The organism is Pseudomonas sp. FSL R10-1350 (genome assembly GCF_009600525.1).
In the GTDB taxonomy this organism is placed as follows: Bacteria; Pseudomonadota; Gammaproteobacteria; order Pseudomonadales; family Pseudomonadaceae; genus Aquipseudomonas; species Aquipseudomonas helleri.
Genome location: NZ_WIVR01000010.1, coordinates 49,131 through 73,260, shown reverse-complemented (window position 1 = coordinate 73,260; position 24,130 = coordinate 49,131). Strand labels below are relative to the sequence as shown.

The 24,130-nt window shown below is 58.7% G+C and carries 29 protein-coding genes; all 29 read left to right on the top strand.

Annotated features, from left to right (window positions below; translation table 11 throughout):
* Positions 1-137 precede the first annotated feature (137 nt).
* The 29 genes from GHO25_RS07500 (at position 138) to GHO25_RS07360 (ending at position 24,087) form a co-directional block, all read left to right on the top strand.
* Positions 138-626 carry a phage regulatory CII family protein gene (locus GHO25_RS07500; protein ID WP_153390390.1) on the top strand — a complete coding sequence of 163 codons (489 nt, stop codon included), beginning with the start codon at positions 138-140 and terminating at the stop codon, positions 624-626.
* Complete coding sequence (locus tag GHO25_RS07495) at positions 619-822, top strand: TraR/DksA C4-type zinc finger protein (protein WP_153390388.1); 204 nt, start codon at positions 619-621, stop codon at positions 820-822. Before GHO25_RS07500 ends, GHO25_RS07495 begins: the two co-directional genes overlap by 8 nt.
* Entirely contained in the window at positions 819-3,515 is a 2,697-nt protein-coding gene (locus tag GHO25_RS07490) for a bifunctional DNA primase/polymerase (protein ID WP_153390386.1), read from the top strand. The genes GHO25_RS07495 and GHO25_RS07490 overlap by 4 nt, the downstream gene beginning before the upstream one ends.
* A 118-nt stretch (positions 3,516-3,633) precedes the next feature.
* The gene (locus GHO25_RS07485; RefSeq protein WP_256677174.1) at positions 3,634-4,323 is read left to right on the top strand and encodes a hypothetical protein; all 690 of its coding nucleotides are present in this window, start codon (positions 3,634-3,636) and stop codon (positions 4,321-4,323) included.
* Positions 4,324-4,624: 301 nt separating this feature from the next.
* Positions 4,625-4,975: a phage holin family protein gene (locus tag GHO25_RS07480; RefSeq protein WP_153390384.1), complete on the top strand. Its 351-nt coding sequence runs from the start codon at positions 4,625-4,627 to the stop codon at positions 4,973-4,975.
* Complete coding sequence (locus tag GHO25_RS07475) at positions 4,965-5,324, top strand: HNH endonuclease (protein WP_153390382.1); 360 nt, start codon at positions 4,965-4,967, stop codon at positions 5,322-5,324. The genes GHO25_RS07480 and GHO25_RS07475 overlap by 11 nt, the downstream gene beginning before the upstream one ends.
* Before the next feature lie 290 nt (positions 5,325-5,614).
* Positions 5,615-6,010, top strand: coding sequence for a phage terminase small subunit P27 family (locus GHO25_RS07470; RefSeq protein WP_178110022.1), 396 nt, complete (start codon positions 5,615-5,617; stop codon positions 6,008-6,010).
* Positions 5,973-7,793 (top strand): terminase large subunit, encoded by a 1,821-nt coding sequence (locus tag GHO25_RS07465; protein ID WP_153390379.1) that lies wholly within the window; start codon positions 5,973-5,975, stop codon positions 7,791-7,793. Before GHO25_RS07470 ends, GHO25_RS07465 begins: the two co-directional genes overlap by 38 nt.
* Positions 7,790-7,975: a hypothetical protein gene (locus tag GHO25_RS07460; protein ID WP_048391591.1), complete on the top strand. Its 186-nt coding sequence runs from the start codon at positions 7,790-7,792 to the stop codon at positions 7,973-7,975. Before GHO25_RS07465 ends, GHO25_RS07460 begins: the two co-directional genes overlap by 4 nt.
* Before the next feature lie 2 nt (positions 7,976-7,977).
* Complete coding sequence (locus GHO25_RS07455) at positions 7,978-9,249, top strand: phage portal protein (RefSeq protein ID WP_153390377.1); 1,272 nt, start codon at positions 7,978-7,980, stop codon at positions 9,247-9,249.
* Positions 9,246-10,190 (top strand): S49 family peptidase, encoded by a 945-nt coding sequence (locus tag GHO25_RS07450; RefSeq protein ID WP_153390375.1) that lies wholly within the window; start codon positions 9,246-9,248, stop codon positions 10,188-10,190. The genes GHO25_RS07455 and GHO25_RS07450 overlap by 4 nt, the downstream gene beginning before the upstream one ends.
* A gap of 62 nt (positions 10,191-10,252) precedes the next feature.
* Positions 10,253-11,572 carry a phage major capsid protein gene (locus GHO25_RS07445; protein WP_153390373.1) on the top strand — a complete coding sequence of 440 codons (1,320 nt, stop codon included), beginning with the start codon at positions 10,253-10,255 and terminating at the stop codon, positions 11,570-11,572.
* Positions 11,573-11,620: 48 nt separating this feature from the next.
* On the top strand, positions 11,621-11,968 hold the full coding sequence (locus GHO25_RS07440; RefSeq protein WP_153390371.1) for a hypothetical protein: 348 nt from the start codon (positions 11,621-11,623) through the stop codon (positions 11,966-11,968).
* 3 nt (positions 11,969-11,971) lie between these two features.
* Entirely contained in the window at positions 11,972-12,523 is a 552-nt protein-coding gene (locus GHO25_RS07435; protein WP_178110021.1) for a hypothetical protein, read from the top strand.
* 8 nt (positions 12,524-12,531) lie between these two features.
* The gene (locus GHO25_RS07430) at positions 12,532-12,888 is read left to right on the top strand and encodes a phage head closure protein (RefSeq protein WP_256670997.1); all 357 of its coding nucleotides are present in this window, start codon (positions 12,532-12,534) and stop codon (positions 12,886-12,888) included.
* A complete protein-coding gene (locus GHO25_RS07425) occupies positions 12,881-13,402 on the top strand; it encodes a hypothetical protein (protein ID WP_153390367.1) in 522 nt (173 codons plus the stop codon). Before GHO25_RS07430 ends, GHO25_RS07425 begins: the two co-directional genes overlap by 8 nt.
* A gap of 42 nt (positions 13,403-13,444) precedes the next feature.
* Entirely contained in the window at positions 13,445-14,038 is a 594-nt protein-coding gene (locus GHO25_RS07420; RefSeq protein WP_153390365.1) for a hypothetical protein, read from the top strand.
* On the top strand, positions 14,035-14,256 hold the full coding sequence (locus GHO25_RS07415; protein ID WP_178110020.1) for a DUF2635 domain-containing protein: 222 nt from the start codon (positions 14,035-14,037) through the stop codon (positions 14,254-14,256). The genes GHO25_RS07420 and GHO25_RS07415 overlap by 4 nt, the downstream gene beginning before the upstream one ends.
* Positions 14,246-15,724: a phage tail sheath subtilisin-like domain-containing protein gene (locus GHO25_RS07410; protein WP_153390363.1), complete on the top strand. Its 1,479-nt coding sequence runs from the start codon at positions 14,246-14,248 to the stop codon at positions 15,722-15,724. Before GHO25_RS07415 ends, GHO25_RS07410 begins: the two co-directional genes overlap by 11 nt.
* 53 nt (positions 15,725-15,777) lie before the next feature.
* Positions 15,778-16,125, top strand: coding sequence for a phage tail tube protein (locus GHO25_RS07405; protein WP_048389548.1), 348 nt, complete (start codon positions 15,778-15,780; stop codon positions 16,123-16,125).
* Positions 16,122-16,442 (top strand): phage tail assembly protein, encoded by a 321-nt coding sequence (locus GHO25_RS07400; protein ID WP_048389547.1) that lies wholly within the window; start codon positions 16,122-16,124, stop codon positions 16,440-16,442. Before GHO25_RS07405 ends, GHO25_RS07400 begins: the two co-directional genes overlap by 4 nt.
* Positions 16,443-16,584: 142 nt before the next feature.
* Entirely contained in the window at positions 16,585-18,426 is a 1,842-nt protein-coding gene (locus GHO25_RS07395) for a phage tail tape measure protein (RefSeq protein WP_153390361.1), read from the top strand.
* Positions 18,423-19,682 (top strand): DNA circularization protein, encoded by a 1,260-nt coding sequence (locus GHO25_RS07390; RefSeq protein WP_153390359.1) that lies wholly within the window; start codon positions 18,423-18,425, stop codon positions 19,680-19,682. The genes GHO25_RS07395 and GHO25_RS07390 overlap by 4 nt, the downstream gene beginning before the upstream one ends.
* 2 nt (positions 19,683-19,684) lie before the next feature.
* The gene (locus GHO25_RS07385) at positions 19,685-20,794 is read left to right on the top strand and encodes a phage baseplate assembly protein (protein WP_153390357.1); all 1,110 of its coding nucleotides are present in this window, start codon (positions 19,685-19,687) and stop codon (positions 20,792-20,794) included.
* Complete coding sequence (locus GHO25_RS07380; protein WP_153390355.1) at positions 20,791-21,306, top strand: phage baseplate assembly protein V; 516 nt, start codon at positions 20,791-20,793, stop codon at positions 21,304-21,306. The genes GHO25_RS07385 and GHO25_RS07380 overlap by 4 nt, the downstream gene beginning before the upstream one ends.
* Positions 21,303-21,689, top strand: coding sequence for a phage GP46 family protein (locus GHO25_RS07375; protein WP_153390353.1), 387 nt, complete (start codon positions 21,303-21,305; stop codon positions 21,687-21,689). The genes GHO25_RS07380 and GHO25_RS07375 overlap by 4 nt, the downstream gene beginning before the upstream one ends.
* Positions 21,679-22,722 carry a baseplate J/gp47 family protein gene (locus tag GHO25_RS07370; RefSeq protein WP_153390351.1) on the top strand — a complete coding sequence of 348 codons (1,044 nt, stop codon included), beginning with the start codon at positions 21,679-21,681 and terminating at the stop codon, positions 22,720-22,722. Before GHO25_RS07375 ends, GHO25_RS07370 begins: the two co-directional genes overlap by 11 nt.
* Positions 22,713-23,357: a putative phage tail protein gene (locus tag GHO25_RS07365; protein WP_153390349.1), complete on the top strand. Its 645-nt coding sequence runs from the start codon at positions 22,713-22,715 to the stop codon at positions 23,355-23,357. Before GHO25_RS07370 ends, GHO25_RS07365 begins: the two co-directional genes overlap by 10 nt.
* 1 nt (position 23,358) lies before the next feature.
* Positions 23,359-24,087, top strand: coding sequence for a phage tail protein (locus GHO25_RS07360; protein WP_153390347.1), 729 nt, complete (start codon positions 23,359-23,361; stop codon positions 24,085-24,087).
* Positions 24,088-24,130: the final 43 nt, after the last annotated feature.

The following is a 24,130-nucleotide window of genomic DNA, read 5'->3' as shown; positions in this document are numbered from 1 at the left end:
GTGCCAGGCTGGGACCTCTCACCACAAGATTCCCCCAGCCTGGCTACGACGATACACAGCACATGCACATCGGTCGTGGTCGTAGGATAGGGCGTGCCCGTTTCTATGGCTAGACCGTAAAAGGGGTATTTACGGTTATGCATCGCAAAGAACAATCACCGGCCGCCGCGCCGGTTCTTTCACTTCGCAAGTCGATCTATCGCGCAGCACATGATTACCACGGCGGTGTCACCGCTTTGGCGATCGATATGGTGATGGACTACGACAGTCTGCAAAAGAAAGTTAAGCATGACTTCGAGCAGCGTTGGCTTGATCCGGATGAGCTGGAAGAGGTGATACGCCTGACGGCCAACCCTTTGTTGCTTGATGCCTTGATGCGACCTGCTGGCATGGTCTGGTACAAGCCGGAAGCGGCGGCACCGACGAAAGAAGCTTTGCTTGCAGTCAGCAAGGTGTTGCACCGCACGGGCCTCTTTGTTTCCAGCATGCACGAAGGTGCTGCTGACAACATCTGGGAGCCGCATGAGGTTGAATGCCTTGAGAAGCATGGCGCCGACGTAATCCGCGCTGTTCTGGGCATCATGGCGGGTGCTCGTCAAGCGATGGAGGATCATCTAAATGGATGATATCGATCGCGCTAACGACCAGGCGCAATACTTGCTCGATATGGCGCTTCAGCGCGCACGTCGCGCGGCCTCTACCCGACCAAGCGCAGAGTTTTGCGAGGATTGTGGCGACCCTATCCCGTTGCTTCGGCAGCAGACGATCCAGGGTTGTGCGACCTGCGTTAGTTGCCAGGAGTTGCGGGAGCTGCGTCGATGAGTGATCACGACAATCGCTTGCCTACGGCTGATTGGGCTCAGTTTTACATCGATACATTCGGTTTGGCGCTAGTTCCGATTGAGCCCGGTGAAAAGGGGCCGAAAGGGAAAGGCTGGAACAAGCCGGGTGGCTACTTCACGGACTCGGTCAAAGCTGCTCAGTTCTGGGAAAAGAAGCCTCAACACAACCTCGGCGTCGTCTTGGGGCCTAGCCGTATCTGTTCTCTGGATGTTGATGATGTTCAGTGGACCCGGCATGTGCTGTATGACCTGCTGGAAATTGACCTTGATGCAATGGCTCTGGTGTTTCCGACCGTTGTTGGCAACCCGGCGCGCTTTCGCATTATGTTCCGTGTACCTGACGGCGTTGAGCTGAGCCGTCACTCACTTGCATGGCCCAATGAAAAAGACCCTGATGGTTCGATCCACAAGGCTCTGACCGCGAAGGCCAAGGCCGCGAAGGACGCTGGTGACGCTGTGGGTGAAGCCGAAGCGCGTGCCGAGGCCGATGAGTATCAGCGCATCACCGTTTTCGAATTGCGCGGTGGTATGGTGCAAGACGTGTTGCCACCATCGATTCACCCAGGCACTGGAAAACCTTATACCTGGCGCACGTCGCCGAGCTCTGTTGAAGGCTTGCCGGTGCTTGCGCCAGAGTTGCTGACGATCTGGAACAACTGGGACATCTTTAAGCGCGATGCTGAGGCCGCATGCCCGTGGGCGCCCAAGCCGAAGTTACCTCCTGCCAAAGTTATCAAGTGTCCACCGTCTCCAGCAGGCAAACCGTCAGTTATTGATGAGTTCAATCGCAGTCACGACGTAGCAGAGCTGTTGCGGACACACGACTACATCAAGCGTGGCAGCAAGTGGTTGTATCCGCATAGCAGTACGGGCATGCCAGGGGTGACGATTACAGACGGCAAGGTGTATTCCCACCACGGCGCTGATCCACTCGCCAACGGGCATCAGAACGATGCGTTCGAGGTGTTTTGTTTATTGCAGCATGGTGGGGATCAGTCGCGAGCGGTAAAGGACGCGGCGCGAATGTTGGGTATGCAGCATTCATCGCGGCCTGATTCGCGTGATCTTCCCCCGACCCCATCCGGTGATCCGAGCGAGCCGGACTCCGCGAATGACGCCGCCAGCGAGGCCGCTCCGGCTCCTAATGGGGGCGCGGGGGAGGTGCTGACGCTCGATCACGTCCTTCGGCGATTTGCATTGGTAGAGGGCACCACACATGTGTGGGACTTCGACCAATCGCGGGTTATGAAGAAGTCGGCATTTGAAGCGCGAGTCGGTAAGCCTTTGGCGAAACAGTGGCTGGAGGATACCGAGCATCGAAAGCTGATATCCGATGACCATGTGCGTGACATTGAGCAGTCTCGCCGCATGGCAGGTAAAAAAGGCGGAGCCTTTGGCATGCCGCCGACCGAGCGGTATGTATACATCGATGGCACGAAGGATGTGTGGGATCGCGAGAAAAAGCGGCGAATAGCTGAGGGCGCTGTGAAAATGGCTCTCGGGGATACATACCCTTTATGGTTGAACAGCAGCGAGCGTCGTGTGGTGGATGTTGACCATATCGTCTTTGATCCGACAATGACCAAAGACCCTACTGTTTACATCAACACCTTCGATGGTCTACCGCTTGAGCCGGTCAATGATGAAGCAGCCTGCGAAAACCTGCGCTGGCTGATTTCGTTCCTTTGCAACCATGATCAGGATGCCTCTCAGTGGTTGACGCGGTGGATTGCGTATCCGCTGCAACACCTCGGTGCGAAGATGGACACGGCTGTTTTGATGCACTCAATCATGGAGGGCTCTGGTAAGAGCCTGCTGTTTGCAGATGCTATGGGCATGCTTTACGGGCAGTACGCCGCCACCGTTGGACAAACCCAGCTTGAAAGTAGCTTCAACGCCTGGCAAAGCCGGAAACTCTGGTCGGTATTTGAAGAGGTCGTTAGCCGCGATCAGCGCTACAACCAGGTGGGCAAGATCAAGCATTTGATCACTGGCAAGACGGTGCGGATGGAGTCGAAGTTCATTAACGGTTGGGAAGAGGCCAACCACATGAACGCGGTTTTCCTGAGCAACGAGATCATGCCTTGGCCCATCAGCGAAAGTGACCGGCGAATGTTGGTGATGTGGCCCGAGCTTACCCTGCCGGAAGAACGCCAAAAGGCTATTGGCCAGGAGCTGAGGAACGGCGGGGTCGCTGCTTTGTATGGTTGGCTGTTGTCGATAGACCTCGGTGATTTTGATCAGCGTACTCGGCCTCCCAGCACGGATGCCCGGGAGCGGCTGGTGGCGTTAAGTCGCGCAGGTTGGCAGACATTCCTCAGCCTTTGGAAGTACGGCGATCTTGGGCGTGATCTGTGGGGCGTGTGCCTTTCGACTGATCTCTATTCGCTTTTCCTTGAATGGTGTCACCGCAACAAAGAGCACGTGATGAGCCAGACGAAGTTCTCGCTGTTCATTGGGTCGGAAGTGGACAAGACCCGGTCTATCCCCTGGACCGAAGGCAGCAACAGGCGTTTTGGTGCGTTTTTCTTTCCGAATGACCCTGGTGCTTCCCAGCCCCCATCACTGAAGGCGGCAGATCTGGGCACGACGGTAACCAACTGGCGGGCGAAAGCGAAGCTGGCCGGGTGGAACGTGGACAGCTGGGAACACATCAAGGCGGCTGCTGCATGACTACATCTAATTGTGTGTTGGGTGTGCCGGGTGTGTGTCGGGTTGGTTTTTGTTGCCTCACACAATTTAAGCCCTTTATTTATGCGGCTTTCAGCTTGTTGTGCGGGGTGTGTTGGGTTTGCCGTCGCGCACGCGCATACGTGACGTTAATTGCACTGAAAAGAAGGCTGATATTTTTTTCTTATGCGAGGAACAACAAACCCAACAAACCCAACACACTCAACTCAAAGTTAATAAAGATATTGATTTTAAAGAGATTTATTTGTGTTGGGTTTGTGTTGGGTTGGTTTTTTTTTGTGTTGGGTTCGGTTTTGGTTGGGAGCACGGGGCGATGATCGAAGAAATGGAAGCGCTGTTGAAGCACTGGGGCGAGCAATGCCGCTGTAATGGCGAAGGCGGCGGCATGGGTAGCCCTATGGCTACGATAATGGAATGGGGTGGCTGCGCGCCGCGCGGTACTCCAGGCTCACGCATCATTCTTGGAGCGGGTGCTGGTCCAGATGGCGTAACTCAAGAAATCACGGCGGCTCTGTCAGATATCGCACGGCAGGATGAGCGCGGGCAGCGTTTGGTACGACTAGCAGGTTTGCGCTATGGCGATGATCCTGCCCCAAGTTGGCTTATGCAGCTCAATCAGGCCGGAATCTGCTCGTTGGCGAAGCAAACTTATTACGATCAAGTGCATGCCTTGCACTTGCGATTGCTGCAAGCGTTGATGACGCGTGCGAAGGGCAGGGAGCAGTTGACCACTCGACGTAGGTCCAGCGATGGCATTCTTTACACCCGAGCTTCGATGGGGCGCAAATGACCGTTCGTCAGGTTGGTTTGTCGGATGTTGGTCCTATCTTGGTCGTATTTATGTCGTTTGCGGACAAACCGAAATTGCCCCCTTTTCGGTTCCGTACTCAGGGGGTAAAAAGTCACCACGATATGGAATTTGCGCCTTGGCGCTGACCTAGCACGTGCTGTGCAGCTTTACCCGGCCTTCCCCAAGCCGGTTACCTAACCCCGCCTCAGCGGGGTTTTTAATTTGTGCTGTCGGCCCTGATGCGGGTTGCCAGTCTTGCTCGAAACACCGGGCTTTTCTTTTATCGCCGAGGAGGCAATGCATGTCGACTGAACAGGAGGTGCAGCAGTCGCTGGCCGATCTTCCTACCTGGCTGCTGATTCTGGTGGCGCTTGCAGGGTTAACCGGGGAGATGTGGCGCGCTGATGCCGCAGGTATGGCGGTGCCGGTGTTGATCAAGCGGGTGCTGTTGCGCTTCGGTGCTTCGGCGGTATTTGGTCTGGCAACGGTAATGCTTGCGACTGCCTTAGGCAGCAGCTTAATGACAGCTGCAGCGATTGGCAGCGTTGTAGCGTGTCTCGGCGCCGATGTGGCTAGCGGGTTGTACGCACGTTGGTTGGCCAAAAAGGCGGGGCTCTGCGAGGTTCCGCCAAGCAGTCAGCATGAGCAGTGACCGACGCGGCAGCAGCACTGAGCGTGGTTACGGTTACAAGTGGCAGAAGTCCCGCGACGGCCATCTGCGTGAATATCCGTACTGCACGATGTGTTCAACGGATCAGCGGCCAGTGGCGGCGACCATCGTCGACCACAAGATCGCCCCCAAGCTGAAGGACGCCAAGGACAGTGGCGATCCCGTTCGGATCAAGGCGGCATGGAAGCTGTTCTGGAATCCAAAGAACTGGGCTAGCCTGTGCAAGTTCTGCCACGACTCGACAAAGCAGCGGATGGAGAAGACCGGCCGGCTTCCTGGCTGCGGGGCTGACGGTCGACCGACTGACCCCGGCCACCACTGGAATCGGTGACCATCCGCTGTCGCCGCACCCAAAAATGCACCGCCCCGAGGGTAGGGGGGGTGAAAAACTATTTTTGGGCTTCGTTCTAGACCGCTCGCCCCCCTCTCTTCGCAAAGTCGGGAAAAATGAGGGAGGGGGGGTATCAATAGACAGGGGTATTTATGGCCGGAAACGGAAACTCGGGGCGCCCTGGAAAACCAGCGGCGCTCAAACTTTTGCAAGGTAACCGCGGTCGGGAAAACGTAGGCGACTTGTTGGCTGAAGTGGCTTCGCCTGCAGTGCCTGTTGGAGCACCTCCGATGCCGGACGTGCTATCTGCAGAAGCAGTTGCTGAGTGGGAACAGTTGATGCCCGCGCTGATCGCGCTGGGTCTTGTTTCGAACTTAGATTCGATGGCCCTGGCGACGTATTGCCAGGCTGTAGCTGAGTGGCGTCGCTATCAGCGCATGCTAACTCAGCGTAATGCCGAATCAGAGGATGGGTTGGGTGGCGATATCCAAACATTCAAAACTGGCGCGCAGCAAATACATGCTCTCCGCCAACTGGCGAATGACGCCGAAAAACGCGCTAACGCGGCAGGTGCTCAGTTTGGTCTATCGCCGATGGCTCGGCGCAACCTGAAGACGTTGCCGCAAGGTCAAGGTGAGCTGTTCCCACATGAGCAACGAGACGCCGCAAACAAATACTTCAGTTGATGACCGGGTTGCCAGCTTTGCCCACGCGGTACTGGCTGGGGAAATTGTCGCCGGTCCCAACGTTCGTAACGCCTGCAAGCGACATCTGCAGGATGTTGAGCACGGCCCGGCCCGTGGTCTGATCTGGGTTCAAGAACTGGCAGATCGGGCTATAGGATTTTTCGAAGACGTGCTGTGCCTCAACGGCGGCGACTATGAAGGTAAGCCGTTCCTATTGGCGCCGTGGCAGTCGTTTGTGGTGGGCAGCCTGTTTGGCTGGATGACCGAGGACGGTTTTCGCCGCTTTCGCCTTGCGTACATTGAGACGGGCAAGGGCTCTGGTAAAAGCCCGCTGGTGGGCGGCATAGGTCTGTACGGGCTGGTTTCCGATGGCGAGCAACGCGCCGAGGTGTACGCCGCTGCGACCAAACGCGATCAGGCCATGATCCTGTTCCGTGATGCGGTGTCAATGGTGAACATGTCGCCGTTGCTGTCCAAGCGTTTGCTTCAGTCGGGCCGCGACGAGAAGGTCTGGAACCTGTTCTACCCCAACACCAATTCGTTCTTTCGTCCGATCAGTGCCGACGAAGGCCAGTCCGGCCCGCGTCCGCATATCGGCCTGTTGGATGAGCTGCACGAACACAAAACCGCCACCACCGTAAACATGATGCGCGCCGGTACCAAGAACCGCCGCAAAGCTATGGTGGTAATGATCACTAACAGCGGCTCTGACAAAAAGACGGTCTGCGGTCAGTACCACGACCTGGGCGTGCGGATCTGCGCGGGCATTGAAGATGACGACAGTTTCTTCGCGTTCATCTGCTCGCTGGATGAGGGCGACGACCCGTTCAAGGACGAAGCTTGCTGGCCCAAGGTCAACCCTTCACTGGATTACATCGTCGAAGGGCAAAGCGATGGCATTCCTGGTCGCAAGTACCTGCGCGAGCAGGTCCAGGCAGCCCGAGGGTTGCCCGCGCAGGAATCGGTAGTGCGCCGTCTCAACTTCTGTGAGTGGACGCAAGCCGATGCGCCGTGGATTTCTTGGGGCGTCTGGAAGCAGGCCGAAGAACGTGTGCCCATGCGGCTACTGCGTAACCGGCGATGTGTAGGCGGGCTCGACCTTGCCAGCACCACGGACTTGACCGCATTCGTACTGATCTTCTGGCCCGCCCCACACGATCCGCACTGGCGGCTGCTGCCGTACTTCTGGATTCCGGATGATGACCTGCAGGGGCGCGAAGACCGCGACAAAGTGCCTTACGCCATGTGGATCAAGCAGGGGCACCTTGAAACCACACCGGGCCGGGCGATCAGCAAGCTGCATGTGCTGCGGCGGCTGGTCACTATCTGCGCGTACTTCGATGTGGAGCGCATCGCCTATGACCGGTGGCGCATTGAAGACCTGCTGCAGCTGATGTCTGAGTACGACATTGCACTGCCGGAAATGGTGGGTTTCGGCCAAGGCTACAAGGACATGGGGCCGGCGGTGGATGAGTTTGAGCGCCGCTTGCTGGGCTTGGCGCCGGAGCAGGAGCAGGACGCTATCGATCTTGACCCCTCTGAATGGGAGATCGTCGACAGTGAAGCCGTCGAAACCCTGCGTCACGACGGCAACCCGGTCATGACCTGGTGCGCCGGTAACGCGGTGATCGTTTCGGACCCGGCCAACAACCGCAAGGCCGATAAGGCCAAGGCGACGGGTCGGATTGACGGCATCGTCGCATCCATTATGGCCGTTGGGATCAGCAGCAAAGCGGCTGGCCCGACGGGTAAATCTATCTACGACGAAGGGGCGGGTATATGAAATTGGTCATCGTTTCATGGCTGGCCGGTCTGTTGGGCTTCGGTCTGCTGGTGGGCGGCGTCGCCATGATCAGTTCGCCAGTGGCCTGCATCGTCGCAGGCGTTGGCTTAATGGCCTGGGCGTTCCTAGCTGATCGCGCAGCGGCTGTCTTGAAAACCAAACCCAAACCCCAAGGAGGCTGAGCATGTTCTTTTCAAGCGTGCTCGGCGAGGGGCGTGGAAATCTGACAGAGGCCAACAGCGGTTTTTGGCGTGGCCTGTTGGGTGGTGGCCGCAACAGCTCGGGCGTGAAGGTCACGCCTGAGTCGGCGCTAGGGCTGCCGATTCTGCAGAACTGCGTCACGCTGCTGGCCGAAACCCTGGGCCAGCTACCGTGCGAGATGTACCGCCGGTTGGACAAGGGCCAGCGTGAAGCCGCGATCAATCACCCGGCGTATGACGTGCTGCGGTACCAGCCGAACGGGTTTCAGACGCCGTATGAATACCTGGAGTGCACCCAAGGCGCCGCTGGCTTGCGTGGCAACGCTTACAGCTTTATTGATCGTCGGGACGATGGAAACGTCGTGGCCCTCTGGCCGTTGAATAACGACAAGGTGCAGGTGCTGAGAGGCGGGGACATGCTGCCCTATTACCGGATCAGCGGCGGTGAAGCGGTGCCGATGCGCATGATTCACCATGTGCGCTGGTTCAGCACCAACCATTACGTGGGATTGTCGCCCATCGAGGTGCATGCAGAATCGCTGGGCCTGGCTCAGGCGGTACGGCAATACACCGGCAAAAGCTTCGCCAACGGCGTGACTGTTTCAGGCGTGATCGAGCGCCCACGTGAAGCACCGGCGATCAAGGATCAGGGCAGCATCGACAAGATTGTCGATCAGTGGGGGCAAAAGTTTGGCGGCATGGACAACGCCAAAAAGGTTGCGCTGCTGCAAGAGGGCATGACCTTCAAGCCCGTCTCCATGAACAACGTCGATGCCGAGGTGCTGGGCATCCTCAAAACCACCGGTACCGACATTGCCCGGATCTACAAGATCCCGCTGCCGATGGTCAACGACCTGGAAAAGTCGAACTACAACACCCTTGAGCAGTTGATGATTCAGTTCGTGGTGTTCGCCCTGTTGCCGTGGGTCAAGCGTCATGAGCAGTCGATGATGCGCGACTTCCTGTTGCCCGCTGACCGGCGTGAATACTTCATTGAGTTCAACTTGTCCGGCCTTTTGCGCGGTGACCAAAAGAGCCGTTATGAGGCCTACGCCATTGGGCGCCAGTGGGGCTGGCTCAGCGTCAACGACATCCGTCGGTTGGAGAACATGCCCCCAGTACCGGGCGGCGATATTTACCTGCAACCGCTGAACATGGTGGACGCAGGCAAGGGCGCCGCTGACTTGACCAACCCCAACGTGCGAGCGCAGCTCGAACTGCAGCACGCTGAAATAGAGAGGATTCTCGCGCAATGAAAAACTACCTGCGAGCCTCCAGCCTGCTGTTCAATCAGCCGCTGTTGGTGACGCCTGACATGTTGGACCTCGGCGTACGCTGGGCTAATCAGGCAATGAGCTTGAACATCGTAAACATCGGCAGCCAGGGTGCTGCGAAGTTGTGGTCAGACGATGGCATGGATCGGATCGCCCAGCGTGAGGAAGAGCGTCGGACGGCCATCGCGCGCACGGGCATCGAGGTTATTCCAGTCAGCGGCGTGTTGGTCAGCCGTGGCAGCCACGTCAGCATGTGCGAAACCATGACCAGTTACGAAACGCTGCGGGCTCAGATTAGCAACGCTGTCGCCGATCCGATGGTTGAGCGCATCGTGTTGGACATCGACAGCCCAGGCGGCTCAGCAATCGGCGCGTTTGAACTGGCGGCAGACATTCGCGCCATGGCCCAGCAGAAGCCCATCACCGGCATCGTCAACTTCATGGCCTACAGCGGCGGCTACCTGATCGGCGCCGCGTGCAGCGAGCTGGTGGTGAGCCAGACCAGTGGGGTCGGATCAATCGGCGTCATCGCCAGTCACATGGACCGCTCCAAGATGGAGGAGGGCATGGGCGTCAAGGTGACCACGGTATTTGCCGGTGCCCACAAAAACGACCTCAGCCCTCACGAGCCGTTGAGCGACCAGTCGCTCAAGTACCTGAACGACGTGGTGCAGGAAAGCTACCAATTGTTCGTCAATGCCGTTGCCGACTATCGCGGGCTCTCGGTGCAGCAGGTCATCGCCACCGAAGCTGGCTTGTATCGAGGTCAGGCCGGTATCGCTGCTGGCCTGGCAGATCGAATGCAAAGCCCGCAACAAGCGGTTAATGACCTATCAAACTCGGTGGCATTGAGCCGGGCCAACCGGCAGCAAGGTCGCCTTTCAGTCCGTGCCGCAGCACTGAATTTTCAAAGCCAGATCTGACCGCGTTCGCGGCAGTCTTCGATGCCCGCCTTGTGCGGGTTTTTTTATGCCCAGGAGGCAGCATGTCCCTTGTACTTCAACTGCGTAGCGAACGCGCCAAGATCAATACCACACTTCAAGCGCTGGCCAAACTTGAGGCCGATGGCGAGGCGCTGTCCGCCGAGCAACTGTCTCAGTTCACCACCTTGGAAGCTGAGTTCAACGCACTGACTGACAAGATCAGTCGCGCGGAACAGGCCGAGCGAATGGCGGCAGCCAGTGCGGTGCCGGTCAACGAGTTGGCACAAGGCCGCACCGGCCCTCCACCCGGTCATATTTCCGGAACAGGCCCGGCTGAGGCACCGGGTGTGCGCATGGCTCAGATGGTGCGCTTGCTGGCTGCTGCAGGAGGCAATCAGCAACAAGCCGCCCAGATGGCGCAGCAAGGCGGCTTTTCCACCGATGTTGCCATGGCGTTGAGCACCGTGACACCGGGTGCGGGCGGCGTGCTGGTCCCTCAAAACTTTGCAACCGAGATCATCGAGGCCCTACGCCCGATGTCGGTTGTTCGCAAGATGGGTACCCGTAGCTTGCCCCTGAACAACGGCAACCTGACCATGCCGCGTATCACCGGCAACACGGTGGTGACTTATATCGGTACCGAAACCGATATCCCGATCACCGGCATGACGTTCGCCGACACAAAGTTGTCCGCGAAAAAAGCGGCCGCGATTGTGCCGATCTCTAATGACCTGATCGCCACGGCGGGCATTAGCCCGCGCATCGATGACATCGTTGTTAGCGATTTGGCGGTGTCGATGGGGCTGTCTGAGGATCTGCACTTTATCCGCGCCGACGGTTCGGGCTCGCTGCCCAAGGGCATGCGTTACTGGGCTCAGGCGTTCAACGTGCTGCCGGCGCCTAGCACGGCTGGCATTACCCTGGAAAAGATCGACCTGTTTTGCGGCGGCATGATGCTGCGCATCGAAACTGCCAACGTGATGATGAAGGACTGCGGCTGGTTGATGCACCCGCGCGTGTTCCGCTGGTTGCAGTCGCTGCGTGATGGCAACGGCAACAAGGCCTATCCGGAAATCGAACAGGGCATGTTCAAGGGCTACCCGGTGGGCCTGAGCAATCAGATCCCGGTGAACCTGGGCGCCGATGGCAATGAAACCGAATTCTACTTCGTCAACTTCGCCGACATGATGATCGGCGAAGACATGGACCTGACGATCTCTTTCAGCAGTGAGGCAGCTTACAAAGACGCTGAAGGCAACATGGTCAGTGCCTTCCAGCGCGACCAGACGCTGGTCAAGGTCATCGCCAAACACGACTTTGGCCCGCGCCACGTTGAAAGCATTGTTGTCGCTGTCGCCGTCAAGTGGGGCGCTGGCATGTAATCCCTTTGCCCCGCTTTGGCGGGGCTTTGCATATCTGAGGTTGACGTGATGAGCGACAAAGTGGTGGTGCGTTTTTTGAAGGCCTGGCGCGGTTACTCGGCTGATGAGCTGGCTGGGTTCGATCCTGATGTTGTTGAGGGTCTGAAAGCCAAGGGCTTCGCTGAAGTCTATGAGGGGGCGGGTGGAGCGACATCCAGACAGCGGGCAAGTAAACCAGCGGCCTCGAAACCCCGCGCCGCTAAGCCCAGTGGTAAGTCTGATGAAGGCGGTGATGGCGGCTCTGACGATGGCGGTGCTGGTGGTGCTGAAAACGGCGAAGACACTGATGGCGCCGACGGTGGCGAGGGAGCTGCTGACGAAAGCACCGAAAACACCGATGACGAAGCGAAGCCTTAAATCGTGGCCCGTCGAATCGAGTACCTCGGCGATCCGGTATTAACCCTGGCACAGGTGGCTTTCCAATGCAGGGTTGAGCCCGAAGACATGGAGCCCGTGTTAATCGAGCAGATCGTAATCCCAGGCGTCACCGGGCAATGCGAGTCGAAGACGGGCGCAGCAGTCCGGGCTGCGATGTACGAAGAGGACTGGCCCGCGACCTTCGCGTCTGGTCACGCCCTGGACGTGGGGCAGGCCACTGAAATCGTTTCGATCATGTCCCAACTGCCCGATGGCACATGGGCGGCGCAGCCTGCACCGTTCGAGGTGCAGCAGGGCCAGCGTGAAAGCTTCCTGTTCTTTCCGGCTGGCCGTCCCGTAGGTCCGTTGCGGATTCGCTATAAGGCCGGCCTTAACCTTGACCTGTATCCGGGTGTGCGCAACTGGTTGTTGATGGCGGCGGCGACGATCTACCGGCACCCGGAAATGTTCCTGGTGGGGCAGACGCTGGCCGAGTTGCCATCGGCATTCCTGGACCACCTGGTGGCTGATGTCACCGTACCGCCGAGGTTTTAACCATGGCCATGCGTGAACCGAGTGCGGGGGAGTTAAACCGGCGTATCACTCTGCGGCTTAGAACCGACATTCCAGCGCTGGATCAGGGGCTGGATTCGCTGTTTACCGACCAGAAAAGACGCTGGGCAAAGATTGAGCCGGTCGGGACTGCTGTGTACGCGAACGGTGTGCAGACCGATATGAAGGTCACCCACCGGGTGACGTTCTACTACCTGAAAGGCATGAGCGAGTCACACGAAGTGGTGCATGGCGCCACGATTTATCGCGTGCGCCGGGTCGCGGACATGAACGGCACTCGTCGCTTTACTTTGCTTGAGGTTGAAGAACTCGGCCCCGAGCAACCCAGCGGAGGTATCTATGGCTAACTCAGCATCCATTGAAGGCTACTTGCACTTTGAAGGCTACGACAGCCTGCCGCGTGACTTCTTCGACAAGAAGAAAATCCGTGCAGGCATGCGCAAAGCCGGGCGCCTGGTCATGCAACGGGCGCAGATGAACCTTGCGCTTGCACGGGGCGCGGAGGGTTATCCAGTCAACCGTACCGGGGCAACGTTGGAGTCTGTCTCTTTCAAGGTGTCGCGATCAGGATTCCTGGTCAAAGTGGCGCCGCGCAAGACCAGTGCCATGTCAGAGTTTTACCCTGCTTACCTGCACTATGGGGTAAAAGTTGGGCGGCGCCTTGGCAAGCTGGCTCCAGGCAAGGGTAAAGGCAAGTCTAACCGGCGCGGTGCCGGAGTGCGGGCTGCCGCCCTTGCTGCTCGAGCTGCAGGCGAGTGGCGCATTAAACCCCGCGATAACTACATGGCCGATGCCTTGCAGGACTCCAACTCAGAAATTCAGGCCATTCTCTCTGCGGCGTTCGCTGCGGCTTTGAGCTGATACCTCCAGCAATTGCTGGCACTTCTATCCCTGGAACAAACCATGAAAATCAGTCATGTCGTTGCGCACCTGCGCACGTATTGCCCTGCCTTTTCCGGTCGTGTGTCGGCTGGTATCGATTGGGATGCCGTGGCTGCCAGTGCCAAGTTAAACCATCCCTCTGCATACGTCATCGCGGCAGGCGATGACGCTGCCCCAAACGAGCTGCAGAACGTGGCGCGCCAAAACATTACCGACTTGTTCGATGTGGTCCTGGTGCTCGACAGCACAGACGAGCGCGGCCAGGAGGCGGCTGATTTGCTGCACGACTTGCGTGCGGGGCTTTGGAAAGCATTGGTGGGATGGCAGCCCGGTACTGAGTACGAGCCTATCGAGTACGGCGGCGGCAGCCTGGTGTTTATCAATCGGGCGCGTGTTGTTTACCGCTTCAGTTTTGAGGCTGCATTCCAGTTAGGACGCAACAGCAAAAACGAACCGCCGGAGACGTGGCAGGAGCGCGTTTTAGACGGTTTACCGGCGCTGGAGGGGCTAGACGTTAATTATGACTTTATCGGCCCCCTGAACGATAAAAACCTTTCCGAGAGCGGCCCTGACGGTCGTATCGAATTTCAAACGCGCGAGGATCTACCCCAGTGACGCGACTCCATGTGAAGCCGGCCGAAGGTCGGGCCGCCCCTGACCCGGGCAACAACTACGCGTTGTTGCCCGCTGAGGGCGGGTTTGTGCCGGACAATGCCTATTGGCAGCGTCGGCTAAAGGATCAAGACGTGATCAAGATCGAAGCCCCGGAAGAACCGGCGCCGGTCGTGGCCACAACCAAGGCCACGCGAGGGGCAAAAGCCAATGAACTTTAACAATATCCCCAGTGATATTCGGGTGCCGCTGTTCTATGCGGAGGTCGACAACTCGCAAGCCAACAGCGCCACGTCGACCATGCCGCGCTTGATCGTGGCTCAGGTTAACGATGATTCGACCGCCGCCGAAGTGGGTAAGCTGACCCTTGTGTCGAGCCTGGGTCTTGCTGTCGGCATTGGTGGTCCCGGTTCAATGCTTGCGCAGATGTACGAGACATGGCGGCACATTGATCCGGCGGGTGAGGTTTGGTGCTTGCCGGTCAAGGGCGCGGGCACACTGGCTGAGGGTACGGTCACTGTCACCGGCGCCGCGACGGAATCCGGCCTTCTGAACCTGTATGTAGGCGGTGTCCGCGTGCGTGCGGTAGTGGCCAGCGGCGCGACTCTGGCAGAGGTGGCCCAGTCACTGGCTGCGGCGGTTAACGCGGCAAGCCTTCCGGTATTGGCTACCGCTGCGGCGGGCGTTGTAACGCTGAAATGCAAATGGTCAGGCGAAAGCGGCAATGACATTGCGCTGCAACTGAACCGCCTCGGGCGCAACAACGGCGAGTCGACCCCGGCGGGCTTGACCGTGGAACTGGCGGCGATGACCAAGGGCGCTGGTTCGCCAGAAGTGGCCGACCTGCTGGCCAGCTTGGGTGATGAACCCTTTGAGTTCATTTGCTCGCCGTGGACTGACGCCACGTCGCTCAATGCCTGGCAGGAGTTTATGGGCGACTCTGCGGGCCGTTGGAGCTGGACCAAACAACTTTATGGCCATCTGTACGCCGCGAAGCGCGGCACGGTCGGGCAGTTGGTGGCGTTCGGCGTTACGCGTAACGACCAGCACGCCACGATTTATGGCTTTGAGCCGGACAGCCCCGATCCATTCTGGCGGGCAGCGGCGGCCTATGCCGCGCGTACAGCGGTATACATTTCTGCCGATCCAGCACGCCCGACCCAAACCGGCGAGCTGACAGGCATTACCCCGGCCCCCGCAGGCGAGCGCTTCACGCTGACTGAGCGTCAATCGCTGCTGACCCATGGCATTGCCACGGCGTCGTTTAGCGGCGGTGCCCAGCGCATCGAACGCGGCATTACGAGCTATCAGCGTAACGCGTTCGATCAGCCCGATGATTCATACCTGGACAGCGAGTCACTGCACCAGTCGGCCTACGTGATCAGCTATCTAAAGTCGGTCATTACCAGCAAGTACGGCCGTCACAAGCTGGCCAACGATGGCACGCGCTTTGGTGCGGGTCAGGCCATCGTGACACCTACAGTGATCCGCGCCGAGCTGCTGGCCAGTTATTACGCGCTGGAGCGCTTGGGCATTGTTGAAAACGCAGACGCCTTCGCCCAGTACCTGGTGGTTGAGCGCTCGGCGACCAATCCTAATCGGTTGGACGTGCTGTTCCCGCCTGACATGGTGAATCAGTTGCGAGTGTTCGCGCTGCAGTATCAATTCAGATTGCAGTACGCCGTCTGATTTAACGAACGTCCAAAGCCCGCCCGGTGCGGGCTTTTTTGTGGGAGATCGCAATGGGCAAGAAAGTAGCCGGCACTGTCTACGCCAAAATTGACGGCGGGCAAGCGACCGTCACCGGGGGCGTTGAATGCCCACTGAGTGACGTTAAGCGCGAAAGCGTGGCGCCGGGTTTTTATAAAGAAGAAGACCTGGTGCCGTATGTGAAGTTGACGTGTGTGAATGACCCGGATTTGCCCAAAAAACAAATCATGGCCGCGACCAACTCGACGGTCACCGTTGAGTACGGCAATGGTGATGTTTATGTGCTTTCGGGCGCGTACGTAGTGGGTGAGCCGGCCGCAAAGGGTGATGACGGCACGATTGATTTTGAATGGAACGGCACCAAAGGAGTTTGGCAATGAGCGAACACAAACTGAGCGCACCTATCCAGGCGCACGGCGAAGAAGTCCACAGCATCACATTGCGTCGTCCTACGGTGGCCGAGGTGCGAGCAATAAAAGCACTTCCATTCACTTTTGGTAAAGACGAAGAAGTCGCGCTGAATATGGATGTAGCGGCCAAGTACATCGCGGTTTGTGGCGCTATTCCAGCCCCCTCTGTTAACCAACTGGACTTGTCCGACCTCAATGCGTTGGCTTGGGAAATCACTGGTTTTTTCTTGTCGCCGGCTTCGGCGGCGAAGACGCCGGAAACGGCACCGGAGATAGCGCCCAACTAAGCCAGCTCTATGGGTTGGTTTATGACCTCGCATGGTTCTGGAAAGTCGACCCTGAACAGATGATGAATCGCCCTTTGGATGTGCTGCAAGAGACTTTGCAGCATGCCCAACGCATTAACGCCGCCGGCGCGACGGGGTAGGTATGGCAGATAAGTTTCAGCTTAAGGCACTCATTACGGGCGTCGACAAGCTATCGCCCACGCTGACAGGCATCCGCAAGCGTGTTGCCGGTTTTCGTAAGCAAATGGAGCGTTCAGGCCTTGGCAATATCGGCTTTGCCGACATTGTGAAGGGTGGTGCCTTTGCAGCTCCGTTCATTACGGGAGTGCAAGAAGCCATTAAATTTGAATCTGCAATGGCTGATGTGAGGAAGGTCGTTAACTTCGATACGCCAGAACAGTTCAAGCAGATGGGCGATGACGTGCGCAAGATGTCCGAGGCGCTACCTATGAGCGCCGAGGGGATCGCAAAGATTGTCGCGGCGGGCGGTCAAGCTTCCATCCCGCGTGCTGAACTGAAGGCGTTTGCAGAAGACGCGGTAAAAATGGGCATTGCTTTCGACCAGACTGCCGAGCAGTCCGGCGAAATGATGGCCAAGTGGCGAACCTCGTTCAAGTTGACGCAGCCCGAAGTGGTCGCATTGGCGGACAAGATCAACTACTTGAGCAACACCGGCCCGGCCAGCGCTCAGCAAATTTCGGACATTGTGACGCGCATTGGTCCCTTGGGCGAGATCGCGGGCCTGGCCTCTGGTCAGATCGCGGCGATGGGGGCGACCTTGGCGGGCGTGGGCGTACCAAGCGAAGTGGCGGCAACCGGCATGAAGAACTTCATGCTGGCCTTAACGAAAGGATCTGCGGCTACGAAAGCGCAAAAGGATGCCTTTAAGTCGCTCCGACTTGATACCAAAAAGCTGGCCGAGGGCATGCAGAAGGATGCCCAAGGCACGATGCTGGATGTACTTAAGTCTATATCTGATGTGGATAAAACAAAGCAGGCAGGGATTCTGACGCAGATTTTCGGCACAGAGTCGGTGACAGCAATTTCACCGATGCTAACCAACCTTGATCTGTTGAGACGCAACTTCAAGAATGCCGGTGATGAAGCTCAATACACGGGCTCAATGCAGGCCGAATACACATCACGTGCAGCGACTACGGCTAACGCCATCCAGTTGCTGAGTAACCGGCTTGTCAGTGCCGGTATCTCATTAGGCAACATTTTCTTGCCGCCTCTGAACGAGGCCATTGCAACCCTTGGCCCGATGATCAGCATGGTGGGTGATCTGGCCGTTGCTAACCCTTGGTTGGTTAAAGGGCTGTTGGGTGCAGCCATTGGGTTTAGCGTGCTACGCCTGGCTGTCATGGCGGCTACGGTGGCCACCAAAATATTCAGTTCGGTCGTGGGCATGAGCCCGGTGGGTTTGATCGTGCGCGGCATTGCGCTGGCAGCGGGCTTGCTGATTGCCAACTGGTCGACCGTTGCGCCGTACTTTGAAGCGGTTTGGGAGCGCATTGGCGGGCCACTGACGGCCCTGTGGGAGAGCTTCAAAACCTTTGTTTCCTTCACGCCGCTGGGCCAGATTATCGCCAACTGGGATCCGATCGTTACATGGTTCAAAAACATGTACGAGCGGATAAAGCCGTACCTTGAACCCCTTATGCAGATGGGTGAGTGGGTCGGTGGAAAGCTGGGGATTGTGACCACTGGCGGGGGTAGCGGTAGCGGCTCAAGTCCGCTGGTCAACTACAACGGCGCCGCAATGGGGCCGAGTCCCTTGGTGTCTTCGGGCGGGCAATCACCCGGCCAATCGTTGCTGATGCAGGCTCAAGCCCAATCAAGAACGCAGCTTGAGGGCGGTTTAGTGGTGCGCTTTGAAAACGCGCCGGCGGGTATGCGTGCTGATCCTGGTACCAGCAATCAACCTGGGCTTTCTGTCACGCCGAGAGTGGGCTATCGCTCGCTTGGGGGAACTAGTCAATGAGTGAGTGGCGCGACAGGATGCAAGGCGCCTCCTTTCGGGGGGTGCCGTTCTGGCTGGATGGCGACAGAGTGAACGTGGGCCGCCGCACGCAAGTGCATGAATACCCCCAGCGGGATCAGCCCTACGTGGAGGATCTTGGGCGGCGCACGCGGGAGTATAAATTCACCGGCTTTGTAGCGGGGGATGATTGCCTTGCGCAGCGTGACAAACTGCTGACAGCGCTGGACACGCCCGGCCCGGGGGAGTTGGTGCACCCTTGGTTCGGGCGGATGACGGTTACGGCCGGCGATTGTGAGGTGTCCCACGCGCGCAATGAAATGGGCGTGGTGCGCTTTAGCATGGCGTTCATCGACGGCATGCTGGCCTTCCCGGTTCAGTCGGCCAATACCCGGCGCTTGCTGGCAGAACAGGCGCCGGGCTTGCTGGACTCGATCAAAAGCCGGTACGCCGAGGCAATGAGCAAGGTCGATTTAGTTCGGCAGCGCGTCAGCGCTGTGCGGGCTGCGGTGGCCAGCGTTCATGCCTTTGCGATTGGCTTTCTCAAGCCTTTTACAACCTTGGCGGCTGATCTGGATGCGTTTGTGTATTCCATTATCAACGCCCCGGGCGCGTTTGCGGCCAGCCTGCTAAGTGATATTTCAAGCCTTAAGCGCACGTTCAGCGGCTACGGTGCGAGCGGGTCGTTTAAGGGTGTTAAGGCCAAAGCTTCTGCCTTGTCGTCGCTGCGCGATTCGGCGCCCGTTACGGATAACGAAGAAGTGGCCATGATCCAAGCGGCGGTGATTGGGCTTATTCAGGATGCCGCGCTCTTGGATTTGTTGCTGGACATGGCCCAAGTCCCTATAGCGGTAAGTGAGGGTGTCAGTGAGCCGGCCGACCTGGACGTGCAACTGGCCCAGCAAGGCGCTACGGTCGAGGCGGGTAGCTCGGTCGAAACGACTGTTCCGGTCGCGGATGACGTTCTGGACGCGCGTGACGCGATCAGTGACGCGTTGTGGTCTGTTGCCGGTGACAGCCAGCCAGAACATTTTGGTGCGCTGAGCGGCGTTCGGCTGGCCCTAGACCGGCACCTGACCGAAGTGGCCCGAAGCGGCATAGGTCTGCGCACCTATGCGCCGATTGAGACTGTCTCGTCGTTGGTGTTGGCTCATGCGCTGTACGGCGACGCGCTGCGCAGCGGCGAAATCGTTACGCGTAACCGCGTGCGTCACCCGGGCTTTGTGCCGGCAACAGAACTTCAAGTAGCGAAGACCTAACCATGAATGATGTGAACAAAGTCACTCTTAGTGTGGGTGGGCACGACTACGCCGGTTGGTTGTCGGTCAGCATTGGTGCGGGCATTGAGCGACAGGCGCGGGACTTTACCCTGGGGATCACCTGGCGGTGGCCGGGTGGTGGTGACGTGCCGATCAGAATCCGGCAGGGCGAAGCGCTGGAACTGCGCATTGGCCAAGACCTGGTGTTAACGGGTTACGTGTTTTCGACGCCGATCCGTTACGACGCTGAGTCGATAACGCTGAGCGTTGCCGGTCGCTCTTGCACGGCGGATCTGGTGGACTGCGGCGCGGTCAACAAGCCGGGCCAGTGGCGTGGCCAAAGCGTGCAAAAGATCGTTGAGGCCATTGCCGGTGAGTACGGAATCAAGGTGGTTAACGATGCCAAGACTAGCGAGGGCATTGAAGATCACACGATTGAGCCGGGGGAGACGGCTTTCGAGAGCATCGACCGGCTGTTAACGCAGTCGCTTTTGTTCAGCACTGACGATGCCGAAGGGCGTTTAGTGATTGCCAGCCCGGGCAGCGCAGGGCGTGCGGTCGACACGCTGGAACTGGGTAAAAACGTGCTGTCAGGCGAAACCAGTTTGGACTTTTCCAACGTCTTTTCTGAATACGTCAGCAAGGGACAGCGTAGCGGCACGGACACCAGCTTTGGGGCTGAGGCCAGTGAGATCGAAGCGCGGATAGTTGACGAGCGTATCAAGCGGCGCCGGGTGAAGGTGATCAACCAGTCAGGCCAATCGAGCGAAGCGATTGCGCGCAAGCGGGTCGAATGGGAGCGGGCTAACGCTATCGGCAAGGCCTTGACGGTCAGTTACACCATTCAGGGGTGGCGACAAAGCAATGGAGCGCTGTGGCGGCACAACATGCTTGTGCGGCTGGTGGATCCGCTCATTGGTTTTGATCGTGACATGTTGATCAGTGAGATCAGCTACGAGCTGGGCAAGGAAGGCACCACGGCAAAAATCACGGTAGCCCCGCCTGAGACCTTCCTGCCTGAGCCTAATGATGCTTATGAAAAGCGCAAGCTCAAGAAGGGCAAGTCTACGGACAACTTCGAATACCTACTGCCAGCGGACTACAAGCCATGAGAAACGGCCTAGCAAACGTTTTAGCGCGCGGCGTGGTGGCCTTGGCCAACTCGGCCAGCAAGCTACAAAGCCTTCAACTGCGATTGTTGGCCGGTGAGGTCAAGGACGGTGTTGAACACCTGGAGCCCTACGGCTTCACGTCTTGCCCGCAAAGCGGCGCCGAGGCGCTGGCAGGCTTTATCGGCGGCGACCGTAGCCACGGGGTGGTGATCATGGTGTCAGACCGACGCTTTCGTGTTCAGGGGCTCAAGCCGGGTGAGGTGGCCATCTACACAGACGAAGGCGATCGCATTCACTTCAAGCGTGATCGTGTGATCGACATTGAAACCGTGACACTGAACGTCAAGGCGTCTGAGTCTGTGAACTTTGACACGCCGGTGATCACCACGACCGGGCGTATTGAGTCGGCCGGGGATCAGATCGCCGGCGGGGTCAGCCAGATGAAACACCTGCATGACGGTGTTGAAGTGGGCGACAAACAGAGCGGCCCGCCGGTCGGGGGTGGTGCATGACGCGTGAGGAAACCTTGCGCCGGGCCGTGACGATCAGCCTCTTTACGTGGCGCCGCGCGGGGCCTGATGACGTGGTGGATGACAGCGACCGAAAGGGCTGGTGGGGCGACAGCGTGCCGTCTGTTGCCGGCGACAAAATCGGGTCGCGCCTGTGGCTGTTGTCGCGCCGCACGTTGGTGGCGGACACGCTCAAGGACGCCGAAGCCTACGCCAGTGAGGCGTTGGCCTGGCTGGTTGATGACGGGGTGCTGACGCGCGTTACGGTAACGGCAGAACGCCAAGGCAACGACCGCATGAATTTGCGGGTGACGCTGATCGAGCTGCACGGCGAAACGCTGGAACTGAATTTCAATGACACGTGGGGGCTGATCAATGGCGTATGAGATACCGACACTTCCTGCGCTGATCAAGCGCACGGAGGCCGACTTTGAGCGCAGCGCCCCGGACGCGCTGCGCCGCGCTGATGCCAAGGTAGCGGCCCGCGCGCTCAGTGGCGCCGCGTTTGAGCTGTATGGCTTTCAAAGCTGGGTCGCTCGCCAGTCCAACCCGGCTACGTGTGACGAAGCCATGTTGCTCAACTGGGCGGATTGGCGTTTGGAGGACGGCCCGACACCGGCTGTTTCAGCGGGTGGGCTTGCTGAGGTTGAGGGGGCTAACGGTGCCCTGGTGGACGCTGGCCAGCTCTACCAGTCCAAAGATGGCCGCCGCTACGTGGTCGCTGAATCAGCCACGCTGGTGGGCGGTCGGGCACGCTTGAAGGTGGTCGCCGAAGACGTTGGCACCATTGGCAACATCGAGGGCGGCAGCCTCACGGCAGTGACGCCCGTTCTTGGTGTCAGTTCAACCGCCGTGATCGGCCCTGACGGCATCGTGGGCGGTGCCGATCAGGAAAGCATTGAGGCACTACGGGCGCGGGTTCAAGCGGCCTTCAAGAACCCCAGCAAGGTCGGCAGCGGTGCGGACTTTGTGGAATGGGCCTTGGAGGTGCCGGGGGTGACACGGGCGTGGGCCTTGCCGCGCTGGATGGGGCCGGGCACGTTTGGCCTGGTATTCGTGCGCGACAGTGACCCGGATCTGATCCCCACGGCGGCGCAAGTGGCCGAAGTCCAAGCCTACTTGGATCAGAAACGCCCGGTGACGTCTGAGGTTTACGCGCTGGCCCCTGAGCCCTTGCCGATTAATTTCAGGCTGAGCGTGACACCAGACAGTACGGCGCTGCGTGTGGCCGTTGAGCAGTCGTTGCGGGTGCTGATTGACGACGAAGGCGGCCCCGGTAAAACGCTGCTGAAAACGCACGTGGGCGCCGCGATCAGCAACACGCCGGGGGAAACCAATCATGTGTTGTTTGAACCGGCGACTGATGTGGTGATCAAGCCTAATCAGGTGGCGGTGTCTGGAGTGTTCACATGGACGTGATTGAGGCGAGCTACTTCCAGCAGTTGCAACAACTGTTGCCGCCGGGGCCGGCGTTCGATCTGGAGCTACAGCCCGACTTGGCACAGATGCTGGCAGCCCTTGCCCCGGAGCTGGCCCGGATTGATCAAAACAACGAGGCGCTGTTGCTGGAGTTAAACCCGGCGACTGCCACCGTCCTGTTGCCCGTGTGGGAGGGCTACTTGGGTTTGCCTGACGTGTGCGTGGTGCCGGGGTCGCAGACCCTTGAGCAACGCCGCGCGGCGGTCATAGCCAAGCTGACGGCCACCGGCGCGCCTCAGTTGAGTTTTTATCAGCGCCTGGGTGTTCAAAGTGGCGTGCCGATCCAGATTGAAGAGTTCCGGCCGTGCCGGGTTGGCCCGGCCAGTGCGGGCGACTTTCTGTACGGCGATGGTTGGCCCTGGAGCTGGATCGCTTCGGCGCCGGTTGAGGCCTTCGGCACGGATGCAGCGGCAACGCTGGATTGCCGGCTACAGCAGGAAGCGCCGGAATACACAGACGTAGTGCTGAGCTTCGGCAAGGACGTTGTAGAGAACCTCACGTCGACAGTTGATCAGTTGTTTAACGCCATTCATTACGTGGCGCCGGCCGCCGTCGCCGGTGCTGAGGGTTCATAAGATGGAAAGAATTTCAGCGTGGACGCCGTTAGTCGCGCCCTTGGGGCAGTTCCGTTACGGCACCGTTGCCGGTGGTGTGGCCCCTACGCCGCTCAAGGCGGAATGGCTGAACATGATTCAGAACGAGTTGGCCAGCTTCATCTTGGCTTACTTGCCCAAGCTCGACGCTGAGGACAACACGCAGCTACTCAAGGCTATTCAGGCCTTTGGTGAGCGCTTCCCGCAGAAGGCCACAACCTTGGCCGGGTACGGCATTCTCGACGCGTACACGAAGACTGAGGCCGATTGGCTGCTATCGAAGAAGGCGAACAACGCCATTACGTTGGCCGGGTATGGCATCGGCGATGCCTACACCAAAGCGGTTGTTGACGCGCTGCTGGCTGCAAAGCAGGCCCTGATCGACAACTTGGCCTCGACCAAGCAAGACAAGAACACCGCGCTGATGGCGGCCACGGGGTGGTGTCTGGATTCGGCCACCGGGTTCCTGGAGCAGTGGGGTAGCGGTGAGTGTGGCCCTGACTCGACAACGCAGCCGATCAACTTCCCAAGGCCTTTTGCTGAGGTCTACAACTGCTTTGGCAACAAGGTCACGCCGAACGCTGATGACAGTGACGGTAACGCCGCAGGCGCCCGGGCGGTCAGTGCCACGCAGTACCAGCTCTTCAACGATACACAGGGGTTTCGCGCCACGATCCACTGGCGCGCGATTGGTAAAGCCCCTGGTTTTTAACCGCTAACCCCCCATTATTTTGACGGCCTGCGCTTGCGGGTTT